The sequence below is a fragment of the Aeromicrobium panaciterrae genome (assembly GCF_031457275.1).
Classification (GTDB): Bacteria; Actinomycetota; Actinomycetes; order Propionibacteriales; family Nocardioidaceae; genus Aeromicrobium; species Aeromicrobium panaciterrae_A.
This window is the reverse complement of the sequence record NZ_JAVDWH010000001.1, coordinates 100,173-120,290: the sequence shown is the minus strand read 5'-3', so window position 1 is coordinate 120,290 and position 20,118 is coordinate 100,173. Positions and strand designations below refer to the sequence as shown.

The following is a 20,118-nucleotide window of genomic DNA, read 5'->3' as shown; positions in this document are numbered from 1 at the left end:
TCTGGTTGCCCCTGTTATCCGGGGGCGAAAAGATATCCCAAGAGGCGACACTCCCGGCGCCTCTGCGCAAGACGCTGGAGGTGCCATGAGCGAATCACCTCGGCCTTCTGCGCGCCAATCACCTCTTTCCTGGGTCTTCTCGGCCCACCGGATCAAGCGTGGAGCCATCGAGTTCGCCTTCCTCGCAGTGCTCTATGTCGCCTACAGCGCATCGCGGCTGCTGGCTTCCAATGACTTCGCACCGGCGCGAGGCCACGCCCTCGACATCCTCACGTTTGAGAAGTCCTGGCGCATCGACTGCGAATCCTGGCTCAACGACAAGTTTGTCCAGTACGACTGGCTGGGTGTGTTCGGCAGCTACTGGTACGCCACCACGCATTACATCGTCACGGTCGTCGTACTCATCTGGATCTATCGCCGCAGCGCAAGCGAATACGTCACGGCTCGACGTTCACTCGCCCTGGCCACGATCATCGGCCTGATGTTTTACCTCGTGATGCCCACGGCGCCGCCGAGGCTGATCGAGGGCATGTACGTCGACGTGATGAGTTTCTACTCCTATGCCGGCTGGTGGGGAGCTGACGCCTCAGCACCCAAGGGCCTGGGAGGCATGACCAACGAGCTCGCGGCGTTCCCGTCACTGCACGCCGGATGGGCGTTGTGGGTTGCGCTCGTGCTCATCCGTGCCGGCGTTCCCAAGTTTGTGCAGGGACTCGGACTCGCCTATGCGGCGATGATGACGATCGTCATCATCGGTACCGGCAACCACTGGGTCCTCGACGCAGTCGTTGGCTGGATCATCGTCTTGGCAGCGTTCGGTGTGGTCATCGCCTGGGAGCGTCGCAGCCCGGTGACGGCCCACGAGGAAGCACACCTAAAGCGTGCGACCCAACCACTCGACGATGTGATCGCCGACAATCCGTCCCTGGTCCTCAGGAACGAAGTGACTCGAGCCGGCGATGACCCGAAGGGGTTCGGAAACCGGGAACGTTGACTCCATCGCTCGGCCCGTGGGGTCGAGCGGGAGGATTGGGTCGGAGTCGGCCCAGAGCAGCAGGATCGGACGGGTGTCCTTCGTGAGTGCCTCGACAGCAGCGCGTCCCTCCGTGGCACCGGGGTCGTTGGGCGTCTGAGGGATCAGCGCAGGAAGCCTCCGCGCACCTCCCTTGTGGTCCACGGTCGGGAACGGAGCCTCGTACGCAGCAATCACCTCGGGTGACAACTCAGTTGCGCAGCCGCCGTTGACCAGGAAGCCGATCGGCATATCGGGCTCGGCATCGATGAAGTTGCGGAACGCCTGCCAGTCCTTGCCCATCTTCTGGTGGCCGGTGAACAGCCCGGAATCCATGATCACGATCCGCGATATGCGTTCGGGGATCTCGGTGGTGGCGACCCTCAGGCCGATGGGCCCGCCCCAGTCGTGGACCACGAGGGTCACATCGGTCAGGTCGAGCTCTTCGAAGAGTGCGACAACCGAGGCGGTCAGCCGGTCGTACGTGTACCAGTCGTCGGCAGGCTTGTCGGACCGACCGAACCCGGGCAAGTCTGGGGCGATGCAGCGATAACCAGCCTCGACGAGTGGCGGGATCGTCGTGCGCCACAGATAGGACCACGTCGGCTCTCCGTGCAGCAGCACGATGGTGCTGCCGGACCCTTCGTCGAGATGCGCCAGGCGCATCCCTTCCCACTCCCGATAGTGCGGTGCGAAGGGGAAGTCGGGGAGGTCGACGAAGCGCTCGTCAGGGGTACGCAGCATGCGCCCGAGCATGGGGCCTGCTGACCGAGACCGTCAACAGGTACTAGGCGGCGGACTCGTCGACTTCTGGTTCACGGACCAGCATGAGGTTGGTCTTGCCGTGATCGGTCAGTGCGCCGATCTCCTCGAAGCCACGGCTCTCGTGGAAGGCGAGCGAGACGTCATTGGTCTCGTAGACCTCGAGGGCGATGGGCAGATCGCCTTCGACCTCTTCGTACAGGCTGGAGGCGACGCCCGCCCGGCGATGCTCGTCTGAGACGACGATGCGGTCCAGGTAGACGTAGTCGTCGACGAGGGTGTCTTCGAACCACCGATAGCGGCTCGAGTCGTACTCCGCACCCGGTGGAAGGGTGATCACGAAGCCGGCGATGTCGCCGTCATGGTCTGCGACGAGGGCCTGGTCGGCCATCTTGACGAGGAGAGACAGGCTCTCGTTGTCGAGTGGACCGACGCCTTCGAGGGCGTTCTGGTTGAGGTGGACGATGCTGTCAAAGTCGCTGTGCGTCATTTCTCGGATCATCAGGCATTCGACGTTACGTCAACCTGCGGTCGAACCCCACCTTTTGTGGGCCATCCCACTACCTGTGGTCAGACGCTGAATTCGACTCCGGCGGCGCTTTCTGACGCTGCCCAGAGGGCATTCGCGAGGTCCGCATCCTGAGCTGTACGTGAAGTCCCGACCAGCTTGGGGCGGCCGCGCCACTGGCCCGGGCCGCCGGGGCCGAGGTACTCGCCGCCCGTCAATGAAGGGTCAGTTGCGGCCATCAGCAGCGGCCACGCTCCGGCGGCGGCCGACTGGGCGATGACCTTGGAGACCTGGTGCATGCCCATCGCCTGGAGCGATTTGCCGCCGACAGACGGTCCAGTCATGGTGATGTTGGTCGAGGCGTACCCCGGGTGAGCGCCAACGCTCACGACGTCGATGCCGGCCGCCTTTGCTCGACGGTCGAGTTCGATCGCGAACAATAGGTTGGAGACCTTCGACTCGGCGTACGCCTGGGTGCGCTTGTAGCGACGCGGTGAGCCCTCAGGCGTGAACGTACGCAGGTCGACTCCGTCGGCTGCCTTGTGCATGTTGGACGACACCGAGACGATGCGGGCCTTGGACTTCACGAGCAGGGGCCAGAGGTGAGCCGTGAGGGCGAAGTGCCCGAGATGGTTGGTGCCCATCTGCAGCTCGTATCCGTCGACCGTCTTTGATGGCTTGGGCGGGAACATGATCCCGGCGTTGTTGACCAGGATGTCGAGGTGTTCGTACGCCGCTGAGACTTCGTCTGCAGCACGCTTGACGTCCGCGAGGGTGGCGAGGTCCAGGGAGATCACGTCGACGTTGGAACCCGGAGCTTCGTTCTCGATGTGCTCGAGTGCCTCGTCGGCCTTCTTGGCATCGCGTGCGGTAACGACGAGCGAGGCGCCGTGACGGGCGAGCTCGATGGCGGTGTTGACGCCCAGCCCGCCGGTCACGCCGGTGATGAGGGCGCGTCGTCCCGTCAGGTCTGGGATGTCAGTGGTTTTCCAGGTCATAGGGAGAAACTTACGGGTGTCTTGCCGGGTGCACCTCGGCACTCCTACATTGCAGGATGAGGAAACTTCTGGCAGTCGCCGCGTCCCTGCTCGTGCTCACTGCTTGTGGAGGGTCTGACGGCAGCTCCGGGGACAGCGATTCCCCGACGATCAAGACCAGCGAGCCAACAGGCGGTGACTCTGACGCCGGGACTGGCGTGCCCGACATCGTGTTCCCGCCGGGTGCCGAGGTCGAGGAGATGGCGCCCGGCATCACGCAGTACACCGTTCGCAACTCGACGGTCGATCTCGCCAAGCTCTACTGGGAGAACTACTTCAAGGCCATCGGGTTCACGAAGTACAACGAGGCCAGTGCGTCAGTCTTCTACGAGAAGGGCTCGCTCAAAATGCAGGCGACCTATGCCCAGTTCGACGCCGACGTACGAGGCACAGTCAAGGTGTTGAGTCAGTAGGCACGATGCCAGGCTGACCCTTGCGCTGCTGTCGGCGCGTATAGAACGTGTAGCCGGCAAGTCCGATCCCGATCGCAGTCGTCAGGATTGAGATCCCCTTGGCCGTGTTGGCCTTCGACGCGAACCCAGTCACGGCGGCGTACGTGTACGTCGCATCGTCGACTCGGCGATCCTTCGGCGTGCACGTGATCAGTTGGCCCTTGCTGCCCTCATTGAGCATCGCGATGAGGTGCCACTGATCGGTGCCGTCGTCGACCGTGAGGGCGAGCTTGGCTTCGGGGATCGGGGTGACCTTCTTGCCTGGCCCGGTGGCGCGGCACGTGACGTCACGATCGGCCTGAACGATGTCGGTATAGACCGCGATGCTCTTGCCGGTCCCGTCGACGCGTTCACCGATGGGAGTCACGGATGCCTCACGTACGGGATCCCACGCACCCGCCGCCACGATGATCGAGATGACGGCGCCGCCAAGGGCGATGAAGAAGGCCGTCAGGTACCAAAGCGGGCTGGTCGGTTTCACGGAGTCACTTTCCCACAGAGGACAAGGGGACTCGGGGACCTAGGTCCCCATCTGGCCCGTCTCCAGGTAGCGCTCGTGCCAGCTCAACGCCTCACCAAGCAGGTGTGGCGTGTGCCGGGCGTGCGGATGGGCCGCCCACGCGCGCTCCGTGTAGTCGAGCAGTGCGTCGCGAAACCTGGGATGGGCGCAGTTGGCAATGACCCGCTGTGCACGGTCATGGGGCGACAGTCCGCGAAGGTCCGCGAGACCTTGCTCGGTGACGATGATGTTGACGTCGTGCTCGGTGTGGTCGACGTGGCTGACCATCGGCACGATGGTGGAGACGGCTCCGCGCTTGGCCGTCGACGGCGAAAGGAAGAAGTTCAGGAAGGCGTTGCGGGCGAAGTCGCCGCTGCCACCAATGCCGTTCATGATGGCGCTGCCCATGATGTGGGTCGAGTTCACGTTGCCGTAGATGTCGGCCTCGATCATCCCGTTCATGGCGATCACGCCCAGGCGTCGTACGAGCTCGGGGTGATTGGAGATCTCTTCACTGCGGAGCAGAATCCGTCCCTTGTACGCGTCAATGTCGGACATGAATCGCTGAACACCTTCGTCAGACAGGCCGAACGAGGTCGACGACGCTGCCCGCAGAGTGCCGCTGTCGAGAAGGTCGAGCATCCCGTCCTGGATGACCTCGGTGAACGCGACCAGATCGGTGAACTCGCTGCCGTCGAGGCCTGCGAGCACGGCGTTGGCGACGTTGCCGACACCTGACTGAATCGGCAGCAGCGACGGCGGCATACGACCGGCCGCGACCTCGTGCCGCAGGAACTCGAGTACGTGTGCGGCGATTGCCGCCGAGGTCTCGTCCGGTGGAGCAAATGGCGCGTTGCGGTCAGGATGGTCTGTCTCGATGACGGCGACGACTTTGGCGGGATCGATGCGAAGGTACGGCTCTCCGATCCTCTGCATCGGCTCGGTCAGCTCGATGGGTCGGCGATGAGGCGGCAGTGCGGCGCCGTAGTAGATGTCATGGAATCCCTCGAGCTCGCGCGGCTGCCAGTGATTGACCTCGAGGATGACGCGATCGGCGTGATCGAGCCAGGTTTTGTTGTTGCCGACCGACGTGCTGGGCACGAGCTTTCCGTCCGGGAGGATTGCGGTCACCTCTACGACCGCGACGTCGAGGTTGCCGTAGAAGCCGAACCACATGTGTTGTGCCGAGTGGCTCAGGTGCGCATCGACATAGTCGACCTCGCCAGCGTTGATGAGCCTGCGCATGGTCGGGTCGCTGTTGTAGGGCAGTCGCGTCGAGACGGCGCGGGCCTCCGCGAGGACACCATCCGCGTCAGGGGCTGTTGAGGCGCCGGTCCAGAGTCCGATCTTGAACTCGTCCCCGCGGCGATGTGCCTCGGTGATGCGGTCAGCCAGTGCGCGTGGGACGACCTTGGGATATCCCGCACCAGTGAAGCCGCTGAAGCCGACGTTGTCCGCCGGGCCGATGGTGAGAACGGCTTCCTCGGCGGTCGTGACCTTCGTACGGAGGATGGGGCACGTGATTCGAGACATGACGTTCGAGCGTAGTCAGGTCTCAGGCGTTGTCACAGTGCCGAAGGTCCCGCGGCAGACGAAAGCCCCCACCGTTGCCGGTGAGGGCCCTCGTCAATGCGTGAGGTGATCAGAAGATCGCGACGTCCAGATCCATGATCGAGTCGTCGATGTTCTCGGCGATGGCGCGCTCTCCAGCCAGCAGCGGGAGCACGTTGCGAGCGAAGAAGCTCGCAGCCGCGACCTTGCCCTCGTAGAAGCTCTTGTCAGCGGCGGATACGTCGCCACCCAGCTTCTCGAGTGCAACCTCGGCGCCGCGCAGCAGCAGCCAGGCGACAACCAGGTCACCGAGCACGTACACGAGGCGCGTCGTGTTGAGTCCGACCTTGTAGATCTTCTTGATGTCGCCGTTCTCGTCGGCCGGGTTGGACGCCATGAGGTCGGCGAATGCTGCACCGACGATCGCCTGTGCGTCCTCGAGAGCCTTGGCGAGCAGTTCGCGCTCGACCTTGAGGCGACCGTTGCCGGCTTCGCTCTCGACGAACTGCTGAACCTCATTGGAGAGGAAGCCGAGCGCCTGGCCCTTGTTCTTCACGATCTTGCGGAAGAACAGGTCCATGCCCTGGATCGCGGTGGTGCCTTCGTACAGGGTGTCGATCTTCGCGTCGCGTACGTACTGCTCGATCGGGTAGTCCTGAAGGAAGCCCGAACCACCGAACGTCTGAAGCGACTCGGTGCCCAGAAGGACCCACGAGCGCTCCGAGCCGTAGCCCTTGACGATCGGGAGCAGCAGGTCGTTGATCGCCTCGTCGAGCGATGCGTCCTCACCCGTCGACTCCTTGATCAGGATGTTGTCCTGGAAGGTCGCGGTGTAGATCATCAGCGAGCGCAGGCCCTCGGCGAACGCCTTCTGCGTGAGCAGCGAGCGGCGTACGTCGGGGTGGTTGGTGATGACAACGCGCGGTGCGTTCTTGTCCGCCGACTGCGTCAGGTCAGCACCCTGGACACGCTCCTTGGCGTAGTCGAGTGCGTTGAGGTAGCCCGTCGACAGGGTCGCGATGGCCTTCGAGCCGACCATCATGCGGGCGTTCTCGATGACGCGGAACATCTGGTTGATGCCGTCGTGGACCTCGCCGAGCAGCCAGCCCTGGGCCGGTGCGCCGTCGCCGAAGGTGACTTCGCAGGTCGTGGAGACCTTGATGCCCATCTTCTTCTCAACGTTGGTGACATAGGCGCCGTTGCGCTCGCCGGTCAGCTCGCCGGTCTCGTGGTCGAAGTGGAACTTCGGTACGAGGAACAGGCTCAGACCCTTGGTGCCGGGTCCGCCGACGCCTTCGACGCCCACGGGGCGAGCGAGGACGAGGTGCATGATGTTTTCGGCCATGTCGTGCTCGGCCGAGGTGATGAAGCGCTTGACGCCCTCGATGTTCCAGGAGCCGTCTTCGTTCATCGTTGCCTTGGTACGACCGGCGCCGACGTCGGATCCGGCGTCAGGCTCGGTGAGCACCATCGTGGCGCCCCACTGCTTGTCGACCATGAACTGGGCGATCTTCTTGTCGCGCTCAATGCCGTTCTCGAAGACGATGCGGGCGAACGCGGGGCCACAGGCGAACATCCAGATGGCCGGGTTGGCACCGAGGACGTACTCAGCGGTCGACCAGACGAGGGAGGCCGGCGAACGCTGTCCACCAAGCTCCTCGGGAAGGGCCAGGCGCCACCACTCGGCATCCATCCACGCCTTGTAGGACTTCTTGAAGGAGTCGGGCATGACGACGGTCTTGGCGGCCGGGTCGTAGATCGGGGGTTTGCGGTCGGAGTCGTCGAACGATGCGGCCAGGTCTTCGCGAGAGATGCGCTCAATCTCGCTGATGATGCTCTTGGCGGTGTCGACATCCACCTCGTCGAACGGGGCGGTGCCGAGGATCTCCTGGCGATTGAAGAGTTCGAACAGGTTGAACTCGGTGTCGCGCAGATTGCTCTTGTAGTGGCTCATTGACGCCATTCCTTGTGAGGGCCGCGCTGGGCGCAGGCTGTACGTGCTCAGGCAGTATTGATTCAGAAAGTGCTACTGGGTAGTAACTTAAGTATCCGCCCGAGGTGGGTCAAAGACAAGTGAAGGCCCTGCGGCGGCCGTGTTGTGAGCGTCACACGATCCGTCTGCCAGCATGTCCCTCATGCAGCTGGGGATGACATTGCCGATTATGGAACCGGACCTCGGGCCCGACACCCTTGAGGATTGGTCCCGCGCAATCGACGCAGGTCCCTTCTCTTCGCTCTGCTTCGGGGAGCGAATGGCATTCGACAACCCGGAGACGCTGACGCTCCTGGGCGCCGTGGCTGCCTGGACTGAACGAGTCCGGCTGGTGACAACGGTGATCGTCCCGCAGCTGCATGAGCCGGTGATGCTGGCCAAGGCTTTGGCAACGGGCGACGTCCTCAGCAAGGGCCGGCTCACGGCTGGCTTCGGCGTTGGAGGCCGCGACGAGGACTACCGCGCCGTCGGCGCTCCCATGTCGAGCAAGACTATGGCGGGTATGGCCGAGCGGGTTGCCGTCATGAAGCGCGTCTGGGCGGGGGAGAAGGTCACGGAGGCGCAGCGACCGGTGGGTCCGGCGCCTGTGCAGCACGGAGGCCCCGAGATCCTGGTCGGCACGACTGGGCCGAAGACGATTCAGAGTGCGTCGGTGTGGGCAGACGGGCTTGCCGGGTTCGAGCTCGATCTGGATCTTGCGCGCACCGAGACGCTGTTCGACGTCGCGCGTACGGCGTGGAGCGACGCGGGACGGCCTGCGCCGCGGCTCACCACCTCGTTCTGGTTCGCGCTCGACGACGGCGACGGCAGCGCCCGCGTCCAGATGCACCGCCACCTCAGGCACTACATGAACTGGTTGCCGGTGGACCTGGTCGACGCCCTGGCGCCAGCTGCGGGCTTCGCCGGTACGGAAGCCGAGCTGCTCGACGTACTGAAGCGGTTCGAGGACATCGGCACCGATGAGGTGCAGCTGGTTCCGACCGGTTCAGACATCTCAGCCGTGCATCGGATCGCAGCAGCCATCTCCTGACAAACGCGGCGCTGGTCCAACAAGAAGGCCGGCCACCCTCGTGGGGTAGCCGGCTCTCTTCGCTTCTAAAGCGATCTGGTGTTCAGCGAAGCTGCGTCGGGATGCGACCGAAACCGTCGTGGTTGACGGTGCGTGCGGTGGCGGCAACTCCGATCACGGCGATGACGACTGCGCTGATTGCGGTGATGATCATTGCTGGCCTCCTTCAAAGGCTTGGTGGATTTCGTACTCTCAGTATGATCCTCCAAACCATCAAGCACAATCTAACAAAACTACACGTAACATGTAGTCTGGCTACATGGACGTGAAAAGGCTTGAGCTCCTGCGTGAATTGGCCGAGAGGGGCACGGTGGGTGCCGTTGCGGACGTGACAGGAGTCACGCCATCGGCGGTCTCCCAACAGCTGAAAGTGCTGGAAAAAGAGGCAGGAGTGGCCCTCCTCGAGCCGTCCGGTCGAGGTGTCGCATTGACCGCCGCTGGTCGAGCTCTCGCGCAGACAGCGACGGACATCGCGGTCGCCATCGCCAAGGCTGAGTCCGAGTGGCGAGAGTTCATGGAGCAGCCCGCCGGCGATGTCACGCTGACGACCTTTGCCAGCGGTGGCGAGATGCTTTTGCCCGGCTTGTTGACCCGTCTCGCTGACGAGCCACACATCAATCTGGTGTGCACCGATCTGGACGTGTCGAAGTTCGAGTTCGCCGACCTGACGCCCGACTACGACATCGTCATCGCGGATTCGCCCACGACATCAGCGAGCTGGCATGAGCGCGGACTGCAGGTCATCCCCCTGATGAGTGAGCCGCTCGACGTCGCGCTACCTGAGGATCACCGGCTGGCATCGAAGCCGAGCCTGTCACCCAAGGATGTCGTGAGCGAGACGTGGATTGGGGCGCCGCACGACTACCCATTCGACCGGGTGCTGAGTCAGGTAGTCGCCAGCACAGGTGAGCCGGTGCGTATTGCGCAGCGTATTGCTGACAACGGCATCGTCGAGTCGATGGTGGCCGCTGGTCACGGGATTGCGATCCTGCCGCGGTTTACGACTCGAGAGCACGGGAACGGTCTGGTCACACGGCCGCTGGTTGGTATTCGAGCGAAGCGTGAGATCTCGGCGTTGCTGCGGCCGGACCGCTTCGAGCGGCCGTCCGTACGTTTCGTCGTCCAAGCCCTGCGCGACGAGGCGCGGGCTGTCTCAGACGCGCACCAGGCGGTCTAGAGGACCTTGGTCAGGTAGACGCTCCACGGGTCTTCGGCGTAGTCGGCGAACGGGCCGCACTCCTCGAAGCCGTGCCGGGCGTACAGACGAAGGGCGGGCTGGAAGGGTTCGTTACTGCCGGTCTCGAGGCTGACCCGCGCATAGCCGCGATGCTTCGCCTCGGCAAGCAGGTGATCGAGCATGAGCGCGCCGACGCCCTGGCCCTTCACATCATCGACCGTGCGCATCGACTTCACTTCGCCGTGCGTCGCGTCGATCTCCTTGAGCGCGCCGCAGCCGACGAGGCGATCGCCGGACCATACCGACCAGAACGTGACATCGGGTTCGCGAAGCCGGTCGACAGGCATGGCGTGCACGCTGCACGCGGGCGAATGCTGGGAAAGGTCAGCAAGGTGAGCTTCCAGAAGGACACGTATGTCGGTACCTGACAGGTCGTCCTCGCGGATCGTGAACGCCATCAAGCCTGGTTCACCTCCGAGCCGTCGAGGCGAGGATCGATGACGATCTTGGCGTGAGTCTCCGGATCACCGAGTGCGGTGAAGGCGTTGGCCACGCCATCGAGTCCTACCCGGCCAGTCAGCATCGCCGACGGATCGACCTTGCCCTCGGCGAGAGCATGCAGGGTGTCCCTGAACTCCAGAGGCGTGTAGCCGATGACGAAGCGCAGATCGATCTCCTTGTTGATCGCCATCGACGGACGGATCTGATCGCCCCCCATACAGACGCCAACCACAACGATGCGCGAGAACATGGGCGCCCCCGCCATGATGCTGTCGATCATCCCGGGGTTGCCGACGCACTCGAAGACGACCGGAGCCTTGGGATTGGTCGCGCCGATCTTGTCGGCGGCGCGCCAGGCGTGCCACCAACCGACGGGCAGTTTCGACATCTGATCGATCGCATCCATGGCCGCACCCAAGGTGTCCGGCACCGTGGTGAAGTGCTTGTGGTCCTTGGCGGTCGCGAACGGTGAACCCTCGGTCGGGTCAACGACGCTTGTTGCGCCCACCTTGGTGGCGAGTGCTCGGCGTCCTGGCGACGGGTCGCTGGCGATGATCGTACGGACGCCACGCGACTTCAGGATCGTGATGACCGCGAGACCGACCGGTCCGCAGCCGACCACGACGGCGACATCCTTCTTGGACGCCTCACCGCGAGCGACGGCATGCCAGCCGACGGCCATCGGCTCAGTCAGTACGGCGACATCGGGGGACAGTCCATTGGGAACCTTGAGCGTCAGGTTCTCCTGCGTGAGGAGGTGCTCGGCGTACGCACCCGGTGCCTTCGCAGACAAGCCCAGAGTGTCGACGCTGCCGGGATTGCGCAGCAACGGAAGTGAGACGACCGGCGTACCGACGGCGAGCTTCTTGCGACTGCCCGGTCCATGCTCGGCGATCACGCCGTAGAGCTCGTGGCCCAACACGATGTTCTGGTCGGACCGCATGAAGTCGTCATAGCCGGACTCGACCATCACCTTGCCCAGTTCGTCGCCGTGGACACGGGCGTGGAGGTCGGATCCGCAGATGCCGCAACGTTGAACCTCAAGGAGCAGTTGCCCCTTGGCGGGTACGGGAGTGTCGATGTCGGCAACCGAGAGGTTGCCCTGATGGCAGAGGACAGCGCGCATGTCCCCATTCAACCGGAGTCTCCGTGCGAACAGGGTGGCTGCGCAGAATCGTCGAGGAACTGCCTCGGGGCAACGGTTTCAGTTGTGTAAAACCTGATGGTGCGAGCGAATCAGTGGCCCGCAAACCATGGCGCGGTGGCCGTCGTGGGTCTAGCGTCGGGTCATGGACAAGCCCAAAGCGCCTATTGCCACCGAGTCGACGTACGCCGCAGAGCAGAAGCAGCACCTGGTCAAGACCCTCAGCGGATTCGACATGGTGTTCTTCACGGTCGCGGTCATCGTCGGACTCGACCTCATCGGCCAAGCCGCGTCGTATGGCGCTGAAGCGTTCACCTGGACCTTGGTTCTCGTGTTCTTGTTCCTCCTCCCGTATGGCCTCGTCATGGCCGAAGTCGGCTCCGCGTTCACCGCCGAGGGTGGCCCGTACGAATGGGTCAAGATGACGATGGGCCGGTTCTGGGCCGGCCTCAACACGATCTTCTACTGGATCACCAACCCGTTCTGGGTGGGCGGCTCGCTGGCGTTCGTCGGTACCGAGGCGTGGTCGTCCGGCATCTCCAACATCAGCAGTGGCGGCTTCTGGGACTACGCCTTCAAGTTCCTCTTCATCTGGCTCACGATTTCCAGCGCGATCATCAGCTTCAAGATCGGCAAGTGGATCCCGACATTGGGCGCCATGCTCAAGATCGGCCTGGTCGTCATCTTCGCGATCACCGTCATCGCCTACGGCATCAAAAATGGTGTCGAAGGATTCAAGCTAGGCGACCTCAAGCCGAGCAGCGCGGGCCTGCTGGCCATCGCACCTCTGATCTTGTTCAGCTTCGTCGGCTTCGAAGGGCAGAACGGCGCCGCGGAAGAAATGAAGGACCCGAAGAAGGACGTACCGAGCTCGATCTTCAAGTCGGGTCTGCTGGCTGCGTTCTGCTATCTGACTCCTATCTTCCTGGTCCTGCTCGTCCTGCCGAGCGAGGCCATCACCGGACTGGGTGGGTTCCTCGACGCAGTCAAGGAGAGCTACTCGATCTACGGCGGAGCCCAGGACGCGCTGTATGGCATCACCTGCTTCCTGTTCATCCTGACGCTCGCCAACTCGGGTGCAGCGTGGATGATGTGCGGCGATCGCGTCCTTGCGGTGGCAGCGGCCGACGGCGCGTTCTTCCCGTACTTCGGTGCTTTCCACCCGACGCTCGGTACGCCCCTTCGGGCCAACCTGCTCAGTGGTGTTGCTGCGACTGCCTTCTCGTTCGCTGCCATCAAGCTGCTCAACAGTGGCAGCGCCGCAACGTTCGAGGTGGTGCTGCTGATCGCGATATCGACCACGCTCATCAGCTACATCCTGATGTTCCCGGCGGTCTATCTGTTGCGTCGCTCGCACCCTGATGTGCCTCGCCCGTACCGCCTCGGCGCGAGCGGCGATGGTCTGATGCTCGGCAGCGTCATTCTCATCACCTTCTGGGTCGTGCTCGGTTCGTGGACGGCGGTTTTCCCTGGAACACTCGACCGACTGCTGGGTCTCGACTACGACTTCGTCGACAACTGGGGCATGAGCATGGCCAAGTTCGAGACATTTACGCTCGGCACGCTTGCCGTGGTCGTCACCGTCGCTGTACTCGGCTACGTGTCCGGCACGAAGGTCCGGTCCGATCTGGTCGAAGTTCCACTCGCGCCGCCAGATGCGGCGGAAGAGGTGCCCGCGTCCTAAAAGCACCTCCACTGAGTCGACGGTGTGCGAAGGTACGCCAATGACTTCAGCGAAGCGTCAGATCATCCGACCGTTCAGCGAGCAGCCGGTCTTCAGCAAGGTGTTCGCGGCGGTATTCGCTCCGGTGCTCTTCGGATCGCTCGCCGGCTGGCTGCTGGGAGTGTCGGCAGTGGGCTACCTGATCGCCCAGGTTGTGGCCACGATCGGTGGTGTCCTCGCAGGTATGGAGCACGTCGGACCTCGTACGGGCGCGATCCGTGGCGTGATCGGTGGGACCCTGTTCGGCTCATCGATCCTCTTCATTCGATCGCTCACAGATCGTGCGGATGAGGTCTCGCTGGGAAGTGCACCGTGGACCTTGGTGATCATCACTGCAGTGGTAGGCACAATCCTCGGTGCGCTCGGCGGCCGACTGAGCAGAATAGGTTAGTTTTCTCTCGTGCTTCTCTCAGACCGCGACATCCTGGCCGAGATCGACGCTGGGCGCATTGCGCTCGACCCGTTTGACCCGGGGATGATCCAGCCGTCGAGCATTGACGTGCGTCTCGACAAGTTCTTCCGCGTCTTCGACAACCACAAGTACCCGCACATCGACCCGGCCGTCGATCAAAGCGATCTGACGCGCGAGGTCGAGGTTGGCACCGACGAGGCGTTCATCCTGCATCCCGGCGAGTTCGTGCTCGGCTCCACCTACGAGCTGGTCACGCTGCCCGACGACATCGCCGCTCGGCTCGAGGGCAAGTCGTCGCTCGGCCGCCTTGGCCTGATGACCCACTCGACCGCCGGCTTCATCGACCCCGGCTTCTCGGGTCACGTGACTCTGGAGCTCGCCAACGTGGCGACGCTGCCGATCAAGCTCTACCCAGGAATGAAGATCGGCCAGGTCTGCTATTTCCGCCTGACATCGCCGGCTGAGAACCCATACGGCTCGGCGAAGTACGGTTCGCGATACCAGGGCCAGCGAGGCCCGACGGCGTCGCGCTCGCACGCGAACTTCCACCGCACCGAGATCTAGCAGTGACGCTGCCGCTGAGCATCTCGCCCGCCGTTCAAACCGCGCTCGATGCTGGGCAGCCGGTCGTCGCGTTGGAGTCGACGATCATCTCCCATGGGCTTCCGCGGCCTGACAACCTCGAGGCGGCGCGCGGGTTCGAGGCGATCCTCACTGGCATGGGTGTCGTACCGGCGACGATCGCGGTGCTCGACGGCCAGCTCAAGGCCGGGCTGACGGACCAAGAACTCGTACGCATTGCGTCGGAAGACATCCCCAAGCTCAGCGTGCGCGATCTGCCGATCGCCCTGGCTCGCAAGGGAAGCGGAGCGACGACTGTGGCCGCGACCTCGTACATCGCCAACCTCGCTGGCATCCGGGTGTTCGCCACGGGTGGGCTTGGCGGCGTTCACCGTGGCGCATCCGAGACATTCGACGAGTCCGCCGACCTGACGGTGCTGTCGGAGGTGCCGATCACGGTCGTCTCCGCCGGCGTGAAGTCGATCCTCGATATCCCCGCGACGCTCGAGCGGCTGGAGTCGCTGAGCGTGATCGTGCTCGGATATGGCACGGACAAGTTCCCGAGCTTCTGGCTCACCGATTCCGGAGAGCAGCTCGACTGGTCGGTCGCGGACGCCTCCGGTGTCGCTGAGGTCATGGCATCGCGCGACGCGCTGAGCCAGAACGCAGCGATCCTCGTCGCCAACCCGCTGCCCGAATCCGAGCAGCTCGATCCTGCCGTGCACGACAAAGCGCTCACCGAAGCATTGCGCTTGGCCGACGAGCAGGGCCTTTCCGGCAAAGAGGTCACCCCTTTCCTTCTGCTGACGATCGTGGAGCTGACTGGCGGCAAGAGCCTCGCCGTGAACCTCAAGATCGCTGAGAACAACATCCGAGTGGCCGGAGAGATCGCACTGTCCTGGGCTTCACGATGATCCTGGTCGTCGGCGATGTGGTTGACGACATCGGCGTACGTCCTCTCGGCACGATCAACGCCGCCAGCGACACCGAGTCCGAGATCCGCATGACCCCTGGTGGATCGGCAGCGAACGTTGCTGCCTGGCTCGGTCGCCTCGGTTCGTACGCACGCTTCGTCGGCAAGGCCGGCGCTGATGGCGTCCTTCGCCATGTCGATGCGCTCTCGGCCCACGGAGTCGATGCGCGCATCTATGCGGACGCCGAGCTGCCGACGGCAACGATCGTGCTGACCCTCGACGCCGCCGCTGATCGCACGATGTACGTCGACCGGGCCGCCAACACGACGTTGAAAGCGACGGACCTTCCAGCAGACGTGTGGAACGAGATCGAGTGGCTGCACCTGACGGGCTATTCGTTCTTCGACGTCGGGGTGCGCCCGATTGTGATCGAGCTGATGGCTGAGGCGCGTCGCCGTGCCATCGGCATCAGCGTCGATCCGAGCTCACTGGGATTCCTTCAGGCAGCCGGTCGAGATGAGTTCCTCTCATGGGTCTCGGATGCCGATCTGTTGTTCCCCAACGACGACGAGCAGCAGTTCCTCCAGATCGAGGGCAATGCCGTAGTCACGAGAGGCTCGGAGGGCGCAACGTTCGGTGATCATTCGGTCGCGGCTGTGCCGACCGATGTCGTCGACACGACCGGTGCCGGCGATGCGTTCTGTGCCGGGTTCCTCAGCGTGTGGACCAAGCGCCGAGATGCCGCCGAAGCCCTGGCCGCTGGCGCCAACGCTGCCGCCGAGTGTGTTGCCGTACGCGGAGCTCGCCCGGTCAGAGCTCGCTGAGTCGCGGCGGGTCAGCACCCGGCCGGGAGCAGGTGATCGCTGCCGCTGCGACCGAGAACTCCGCGAGATCGGTGAGCTCGGTGTCATCGAGCTGATCGCCTGCTGGCCAGGAGTACGCGGCGCACCACGAGAGCATGGCCGCCATGAAGGAGTCGCCGGCGCCGATCGTGTCGACGACTGCGACGGAGGGCGCGTCCGCTCCGCCAACCTCGCGACCACCCGCGACCACTGCACCGGCGCCGCCGAGCGTGATTGCCACGAGCTTGCCTTCGCCCGCGAGCCGCCTGGCGAGGTCTTCCGGTGCCTCCTCAGGGAAGAGCACCGCGGCGTCTTCGTCACTCATCTTCACGATCCGTGCGTACGGGATGACGGTCTCGAACACCTCACGCCAGAACGCAGGGTCGGGCTCGACCGCCAGCCGGACATTGGGGTCGTACGACACCGCGAGTCCCATCGCATCTGCCGTGGCGATGAGCTCTGCAACGCGGTTGGCACCCGGCATCAACGCCGCACCCAGCGATCCGATGTGCACTGCCTCGAACACCGCCGGATCGGGCATGGCCTCCGGATTCCAGGTCAGATCGAATTCGTACGAGGCGCTGCCGTCCTCGCCGATCGTCGCGGTGGCGGAGGACGTACGCTCCAGCACCGGGTCGAGGAGAGCGAGTGTGGCGCCGGACTCGGCCAGGTGGCGCTGCAGGATCGTGCCGTACGAGTCGTTCCCGATCTGAGCCGCCAGCACCGTTTCGCACTCGAGGCGGGAGAGGCCGACGGCGACATTGAACGGTGATCCGCCGGGATGCGGGTAGCCGTCGACGATGTCGACGAGTGCCTCGCCAATGACCAGAATTGTCATACGGCGAGCCGCTCGATCGTCTTCGCCGGGCACGGCGCCAGCGGCAGGCTGGGCAGGGTCACGGCATTGAAGGCGTGATACGCATCGGGCTTGCCCTGCCATGTTCGAGCCGACGGCCCCATCGTGGCCGAGAGCTCATGAATCCAGCCGTGCTCAGTGACGAAGTACTCGTCGATCTCGGACCACCAGCGTCGAGCCAAACCTTCGTAGAGGGTGTCGCCGGTGTACGTATGGAGCGCCTCCGCGGCGAGAACCGCCTCGGCGATGACCCAGTGGAAGCGTTCCTCGACGACGGGTGAGCCGTGCCAGTCAGTTGTGTAGGGGATCGCGGGTGCGTCGTCATCGACGGCGTCGGAGACGGCCTGCGCCAACAGCGCCTCGGCCGCCTCCTGCATCCACGGTCGTGGTTTGTCGAGGCTGGCGGCGAGCTGGACGATCAGTCGCGACCACTCGAAAGCATGGCCGGGCGTCGCACCGAACGGGCGGAACGGGTCCGCAGGCTTCTCCACGTTGTAGTTGGCTATCGGCGTCCAGTCGTGGTCGTAGTGCTCCGGTAGGCGCCACTGGTGCCCTCGAGCATGGATGCCGATCACGCGCTCGCAGATCGCCAGTGCGCGGTCGCGCCAGGAGGCGTCCCCCGTGACATCTGCGGCGAAGAGGTAGGCCTCGACGCTGTGCATATTGCTGTTGGCTCCGCGATAGCCATCGAGCTCGGTCCAGTCCTCGTTCCACTCCTCGCGGCATCGTCCGGCATCGGCGTCCCAAAATCTCGTGCGGTGCACCAGAGTCGCCTCGTCGAGCAGCGCCTCGGCACCGCTCGCCCCCGCAGCGAATGATGCGCATGCCGCCAGCAATACGAAGGCGTGCTCGTAGCAAAACTTGCCGGTCTGAGCTGGCGCGCTCGTGGCATCGAGCTCGGAGTACCAGCCGCCGTTGACGTCATCGTGGAAGGCCGCCAGCGCTCGTACGCCGTGTTCTGCGAGTTCGAGCGCATCGGGCTCGCCGGCAAGATGCGCGAGCGAGAAGACGTACGTCATGCGTGCCGTGATCCAGAGCTGCAGGTTCGCCTCAGTATCGAGGCCGCCGTCGTTGTCGAGCCAGCCAAAGCCGCCCTCGGTCTTCGATCGGCGAGCGAACGCCAAGATCGCCCGGCGCTGCTCGTCACGCCATTGCTCGCTGCCCGGGACCATGCCACCAACCTACCCACGCGAAAGTGCCCGGCCTCTGACGAGACCGGGCACTTTCGCTTTGGTACTAGTTGACGATCGGCAGGGTCAGAACCTGACCAGTCGTGCCGGTCGTGATCGTCACGGCGTTGGGAATCAGCCCGCCGCGGTAGTTGGTCGAGCCGCCGGCCACGATGAGCTTGAGCGTGTGGCCCTTGGCGAACTGGTGCGCGAAGCCCGGCAACGTCACTGTGAACGGCTTGGATGCGTCGGGCACTCGTACCGGCGCCACCAGGTTGCGGATGATCGTGGCTTTGCCGGCCGCGTCGACGTCCGCGATCTTCACGAACAGAACCAGCGAGCCGTATGGGCCGGCTGCCTGCGTCGCCTCGGCGAGCTGGGCGCTGACCTTGACTGTGAGCTTCGGCTGACCGACGACGTTCGTAGCCTTCGTCAGCGTCGGAGTCGACCATGAGGCAGAAGTGCCAGGCAGATCCAACTCGGGCAAGGGGGCGGCGACGACGTCAGTGGGATCGGTCGACGTGGGGAGCCCCGCGGGCGGGGTGATGAACGACTGCGTCCCCGCGGTGATGCCGGTGCTCGACTTCGTGAGCTGAGTGCCGGAGAGGTAGTACTTCGTGGCAGTGCCAACGGGGTACGACGACGCAGTTCCGTACGCCGGAGTCGCGATGCCGGTGTACTTCACCCAGTCGCGGAAGTACGAGAACTCCGGTCCTGTGCTGACGTCCTTGCCCTTGAGGTAGTGGTCGAACCAGTTGGCGATGTTCTTGCTGAGATGCTCCGTCGCAGGATTCGGGTTGCCAATGTTGAGCTCACCTGGCGCAGCCGGGCCGGAGTGGCCTCCGTTGAACCAGATCATCTTGGTTGGCGTGCCCTGCTTCTGGAGCGCCTTGTAGTTGGCGACGCCCTCATTGATGTTGAAGAGCGTGTCGCTCTGGCCCTGGATGATGAGGGTCGGGACCGTGATCTTCTTGAAGTAACTCGACACCGAGGCGTGGCGCAGGTCCTTGGTGGTGCTCGCGTCAACCGTGCCGAGCAGGCCTGCGGTCGCGACGGCGGGGCAGACGAAGGTCGCGTAGTTCGGGCAGGGGATCAGGCGCGAGGGATCGACCTGCGCGTTCTGCAGTCCGTTGACGATTCCGAGGCCCGTGAAGCCGAGGGCCCAGACCAGCTTGGCGGCGCCCGGCGTCGAAGTCTGGACTCCGGAGGTCTGCGAGGTGTTGTTGGGCGACAGCGAGTACGAGAGGTCGCTCCACGTGATGATCGGGATGATGGTGTCGATGCGCGGGTCGACGCCGGCGGCGGCGAACTGGATCTGGCCACCGTACGAGCCGCCGACCATGCCGACGCGTGGGTCGTTGGTCGACTTCTTGCCGGTGTGATCCGTGGAGTCGCGCTTGACGACCTTGAGTGCCGGAGCGGCGACCTTGTGGTCGGCATCGGTGAAAGCAATACCGGTCTTGCCACCGAGGTAGCTGACCAGCTGGCTTGCGGCCTTGCCGTCGGTGTCGGGGTCATCCAGCGTGATCTTGCAGCCGGATCCGCCGAAGCCGAGTCCGGAGTAGGAGAGCACGGCGTATCCGCGCGCAGCGAAGGTTCGTCCGACCCCGGCTTGATCGTCCTTGGATCCGCCGAAGCCGTTGGTCGTCAGGATTGCCGGCACCTTCTTGGTGGCCGTCGCGCTCTTGGGGAGGTAGAGGTCGCCGATGATCTTGCACGGCACGCTGTTGTCGGCGCCGGTGTTCACGGCGAAATGAAGCGTCTGCACGGTGTACGTGGGGTCCGCGGCTTGGGCTGGCTGGACCAGGGCTGATGCGGCGAGGCCAACTCCGAGGAGGGCCAGGAGGTACGGACGTGCTGAACGCATGGTGCTCCCTTGACTGACAAGTGGGACATCCGTCCTACTTCGCAGTAACAACGACGCGAATGTCGCTCA

At 64.1% G+C, this 20,118-nt stretch carries 20 protein-coding genes; 9 read left to right on the top strand and 11 right to left on the bottom strand.

What is annotated here, in order from left to right; translation table 11 throughout:
- The first annotated feature begins 85 nt into the window (after positions 1–85).
- Positions 86–994, top strand: a complete 909-nt coding sequence (locus J2X11_RS00575; RefSeq protein WP_309965280.1) for a phosphatase PAP2 family protein — start codon at positions 86–88, stop codon at positions 992–994.
- Here J2X11_RS00575 and J2X11_RS00570 read toward each other — a convergent pair.
- The 3 genes from J2X11_RS00570 to J2X11_RS00560 form a co-directional block, all read right to left on the bottom strand.
- The gene (locus J2X11_RS00570) at positions 875–1,756 is read right to left on the bottom strand and encodes a haloalkane dehalogenase (protein ID WP_309965277.1); all 882 of its coding nucleotides are present in this window, start codon (positions 1,754–1,756) and stop codon (positions 875–877) included. The two genes, J2X11_RS00575 and J2X11_RS00570, sit on opposite strands and share 120 nt — an antisense overlap.
- 43 nt (positions 1,757–1,799) lie before the next feature.
- Positions 1,800–2,264, bottom strand: a complete 465-nt coding sequence (locus tag J2X11_RS00565; protein WP_309965274.1) for a GNAT family N-acetyltransferase — start codon at positions 2,262–2,264, stop codon at positions 1,800–1,802.
- Between the two features lie 80 nt (positions 2,265–2,344).
- On the bottom strand, positions 2,345–3,280 hold the full coding sequence (locus J2X11_RS00560; protein WP_309965270.1) for an oxidoreductase: 936 nt from the start codon (positions 3,278–3,280) through the stop codon (positions 2,345–2,347).
- A 56-nt stretch (positions 3,281–3,336) separates the two neighbouring features.
- Here J2X11_RS00560 and J2X11_RS00555 point away from each other — a divergent pair, with 56 nt between their 5' ends.
- A complete protein-coding gene (locus J2X11_RS00555) occupies positions 3,337–3,732 on the top strand; it encodes a hypothetical protein (RefSeq protein ID WP_309965267.1) in 396 nt (131 codons plus the stop codon).
- On the opposite strand, the gene J2X11_RS00550 is transcribed toward J2X11_RS00555, so the two are convergent.
- The 3 genes from J2X11_RS00550 to J2X11_RS00540 form a co-directional block, all read right to left on the bottom strand.
- Positions 3,713–4,252 (bottom strand): hypothetical protein, encoded by a 540-nt coding sequence (locus J2X11_RS00550; RefSeq protein WP_309965265.1) that lies wholly within the window; start codon positions 4,250–4,252, stop codon positions 3,713–3,715. The genes J2X11_RS00555 and J2X11_RS00550 overlap by 20 nt on opposite strands.
- Positions 4,253–4,291: 39 nt before the next feature.
- Positions 4,292–5,803: an acetyl-CoA hydrolase/transferase family protein gene (locus tag J2X11_RS00545; protein WP_309965262.1), complete on the bottom strand. Its 1,512-nt coding sequence runs from the start codon at positions 5,801–5,803 to the stop codon at positions 4,292–4,294.
- A 109-nt stretch (positions 5,804–5,912) separates the two neighbouring features.
- The gene (locus tag J2X11_RS00540) at positions 5,913–7,775 is read right to left on the bottom strand and encodes an acyl-CoA dehydrogenase (RefSeq protein ID WP_309965259.1); all 1,863 of its coding nucleotides are present in this window, start codon (positions 7,773–7,775) and stop codon (positions 5,913–5,915) included.
- A 193-nt stretch (positions 7,776–7,968) separates the two neighbouring features.
- On the opposite strand from J2X11_RS00540, the gene J2X11_RS00535 reads away from it, so the two are divergent.
- Positions 7,969–8,844 carry an LLM class flavin-dependent oxidoreductase gene (locus J2X11_RS00535; RefSeq protein WP_309965256.1) on the top strand — a complete coding sequence of 292 codons (876 nt, stop codon included), beginning with the start codon at positions 7,969–7,971 and terminating at the stop codon, positions 8,842–8,844.
- A 298-nt stretch (positions 8,845–9,142) separates the two neighbouring features.
- The gene (locus J2X11_RS00530) at positions 9,143–10,060 is read left to right on the top strand and encodes a LysR family transcriptional regulator (protein ID WP_309965254.1); all 918 of its coding nucleotides are present in this window, start codon (positions 9,143–9,145) and stop codon (positions 10,058–10,060) included.
- On the opposite strand, the gene J2X11_RS00525 is transcribed toward J2X11_RS00530, so the two are convergent.
- Together J2X11_RS00525 and J2X11_RS00520 are read right to left on the bottom strand one after the other, a co-directional pair.
- On the bottom strand, positions 10,057–10,518 hold the full coding sequence (locus J2X11_RS00525; RefSeq protein WP_309965252.1) for a GNAT family N-acetyltransferase: 462 nt from the start codon (positions 10,516–10,518) through the stop codon (positions 10,057–10,059). The genes J2X11_RS00530 and J2X11_RS00525 overlap by 4 nt on opposite strands.
- Entirely contained in the window at positions 10,518–11,687 is a 1,170-nt protein-coding gene (locus J2X11_RS00520) for a zinc-binding dehydrogenase (RefSeq protein WP_309965250.1), read from the bottom strand. The genes J2X11_RS00525 and J2X11_RS00520 overlap by 1 nt, the downstream gene beginning before the upstream one ends.
- Positions 11,688–11,850: 163 nt before the next feature.
- On the opposite strand from J2X11_RS00520, the gene J2X11_RS00515 reads away from it, so the two are divergent.
- From J2X11_RS00515 to J2X11_RS00495, 5 genes are read left to right on the top strand one after another with little or no spacing between them, the layout of a single operon-like run.
- A complete protein-coding gene (locus J2X11_RS00515; protein WP_309965248.1) occupies positions 11,851–13,389 on the top strand; it encodes an APC family permease in 1,539 nt (512 codons plus the stop codon).
- 40 nt (positions 13,390–13,429) lie between these two features.
- Complete coding sequence (locus tag J2X11_RS00510; protein ID WP_309965245.1) at positions 13,430–13,819, top strand: hypothetical protein; 390 nt, start codon at positions 13,430–13,432, stop codon at positions 13,817–13,819.
- Between the two features lie 9 nt (positions 13,820–13,828).
- Entirely contained in the window at positions 13,829–14,404 is a 576-nt protein-coding gene (dcd, locus tag J2X11_RS00505) for a dCTP deaminase (protein ID WP_309965242.1), read from the top strand.
- 2 nt (positions 14,405–14,406) lie between these two features.
- Positions 14,407–15,315 (top strand): pseudouridine-5'-phosphate glycosidase, encoded by a 909-nt coding sequence (locus J2X11_RS00500; RefSeq protein ID WP_309965239.1) that lies wholly within the window; start codon positions 14,407–14,409, stop codon positions 15,313–15,315.
- Positions 15,312–16,139, top strand: coding sequence for a carbohydrate kinase family protein (locus J2X11_RS00495; RefSeq protein ID WP_309965236.1), 828 nt, complete (start codon positions 15,312–15,314; stop codon positions 16,137–16,139). Before J2X11_RS00500 ends, J2X11_RS00495 begins: the two co-directional genes overlap by 4 nt.
- On the opposite strand, the gene J2X11_RS00490 is transcribed toward J2X11_RS00495, so the two are convergent.
- From J2X11_RS00490 to J2X11_RS00480, 3 genes are all read right to left on the bottom strand, one after another.
- Positions 16,126–16,995, bottom strand: a complete 870-nt coding sequence (locus J2X11_RS00490; RefSeq protein WP_309965232.1) for a carbohydrate kinase family protein — start codon at positions 16,993–16,995, stop codon at positions 16,126–16,128. The two genes, J2X11_RS00495 and J2X11_RS00490, sit on opposite strands and share 14 nt — an antisense overlap.
- Positions 16,992–18,185, bottom strand: a complete 1,194-nt coding sequence (locus J2X11_RS00485) for an AGE family epimerase/isomerase (protein WP_309965229.1) — start codon at positions 18,183–18,185, stop codon at positions 16,992–16,994. Before J2X11_RS00485 ends, J2X11_RS00490 begins: the two co-directional genes overlap by 4 nt.
- A gap of 64 nt (positions 18,186–18,249) precedes the next feature.
- Positions 18,250–20,049, bottom strand: a complete 1,800-nt coding sequence (locus tag J2X11_RS00480) for a CocE/NonD family hydrolase (RefSeq protein ID WP_309965226.1) — start codon at positions 20,047–20,049, stop codon at positions 18,250–18,252.
- Positions 20,050–20,118 lie beyond the last annotated feature (69 nt).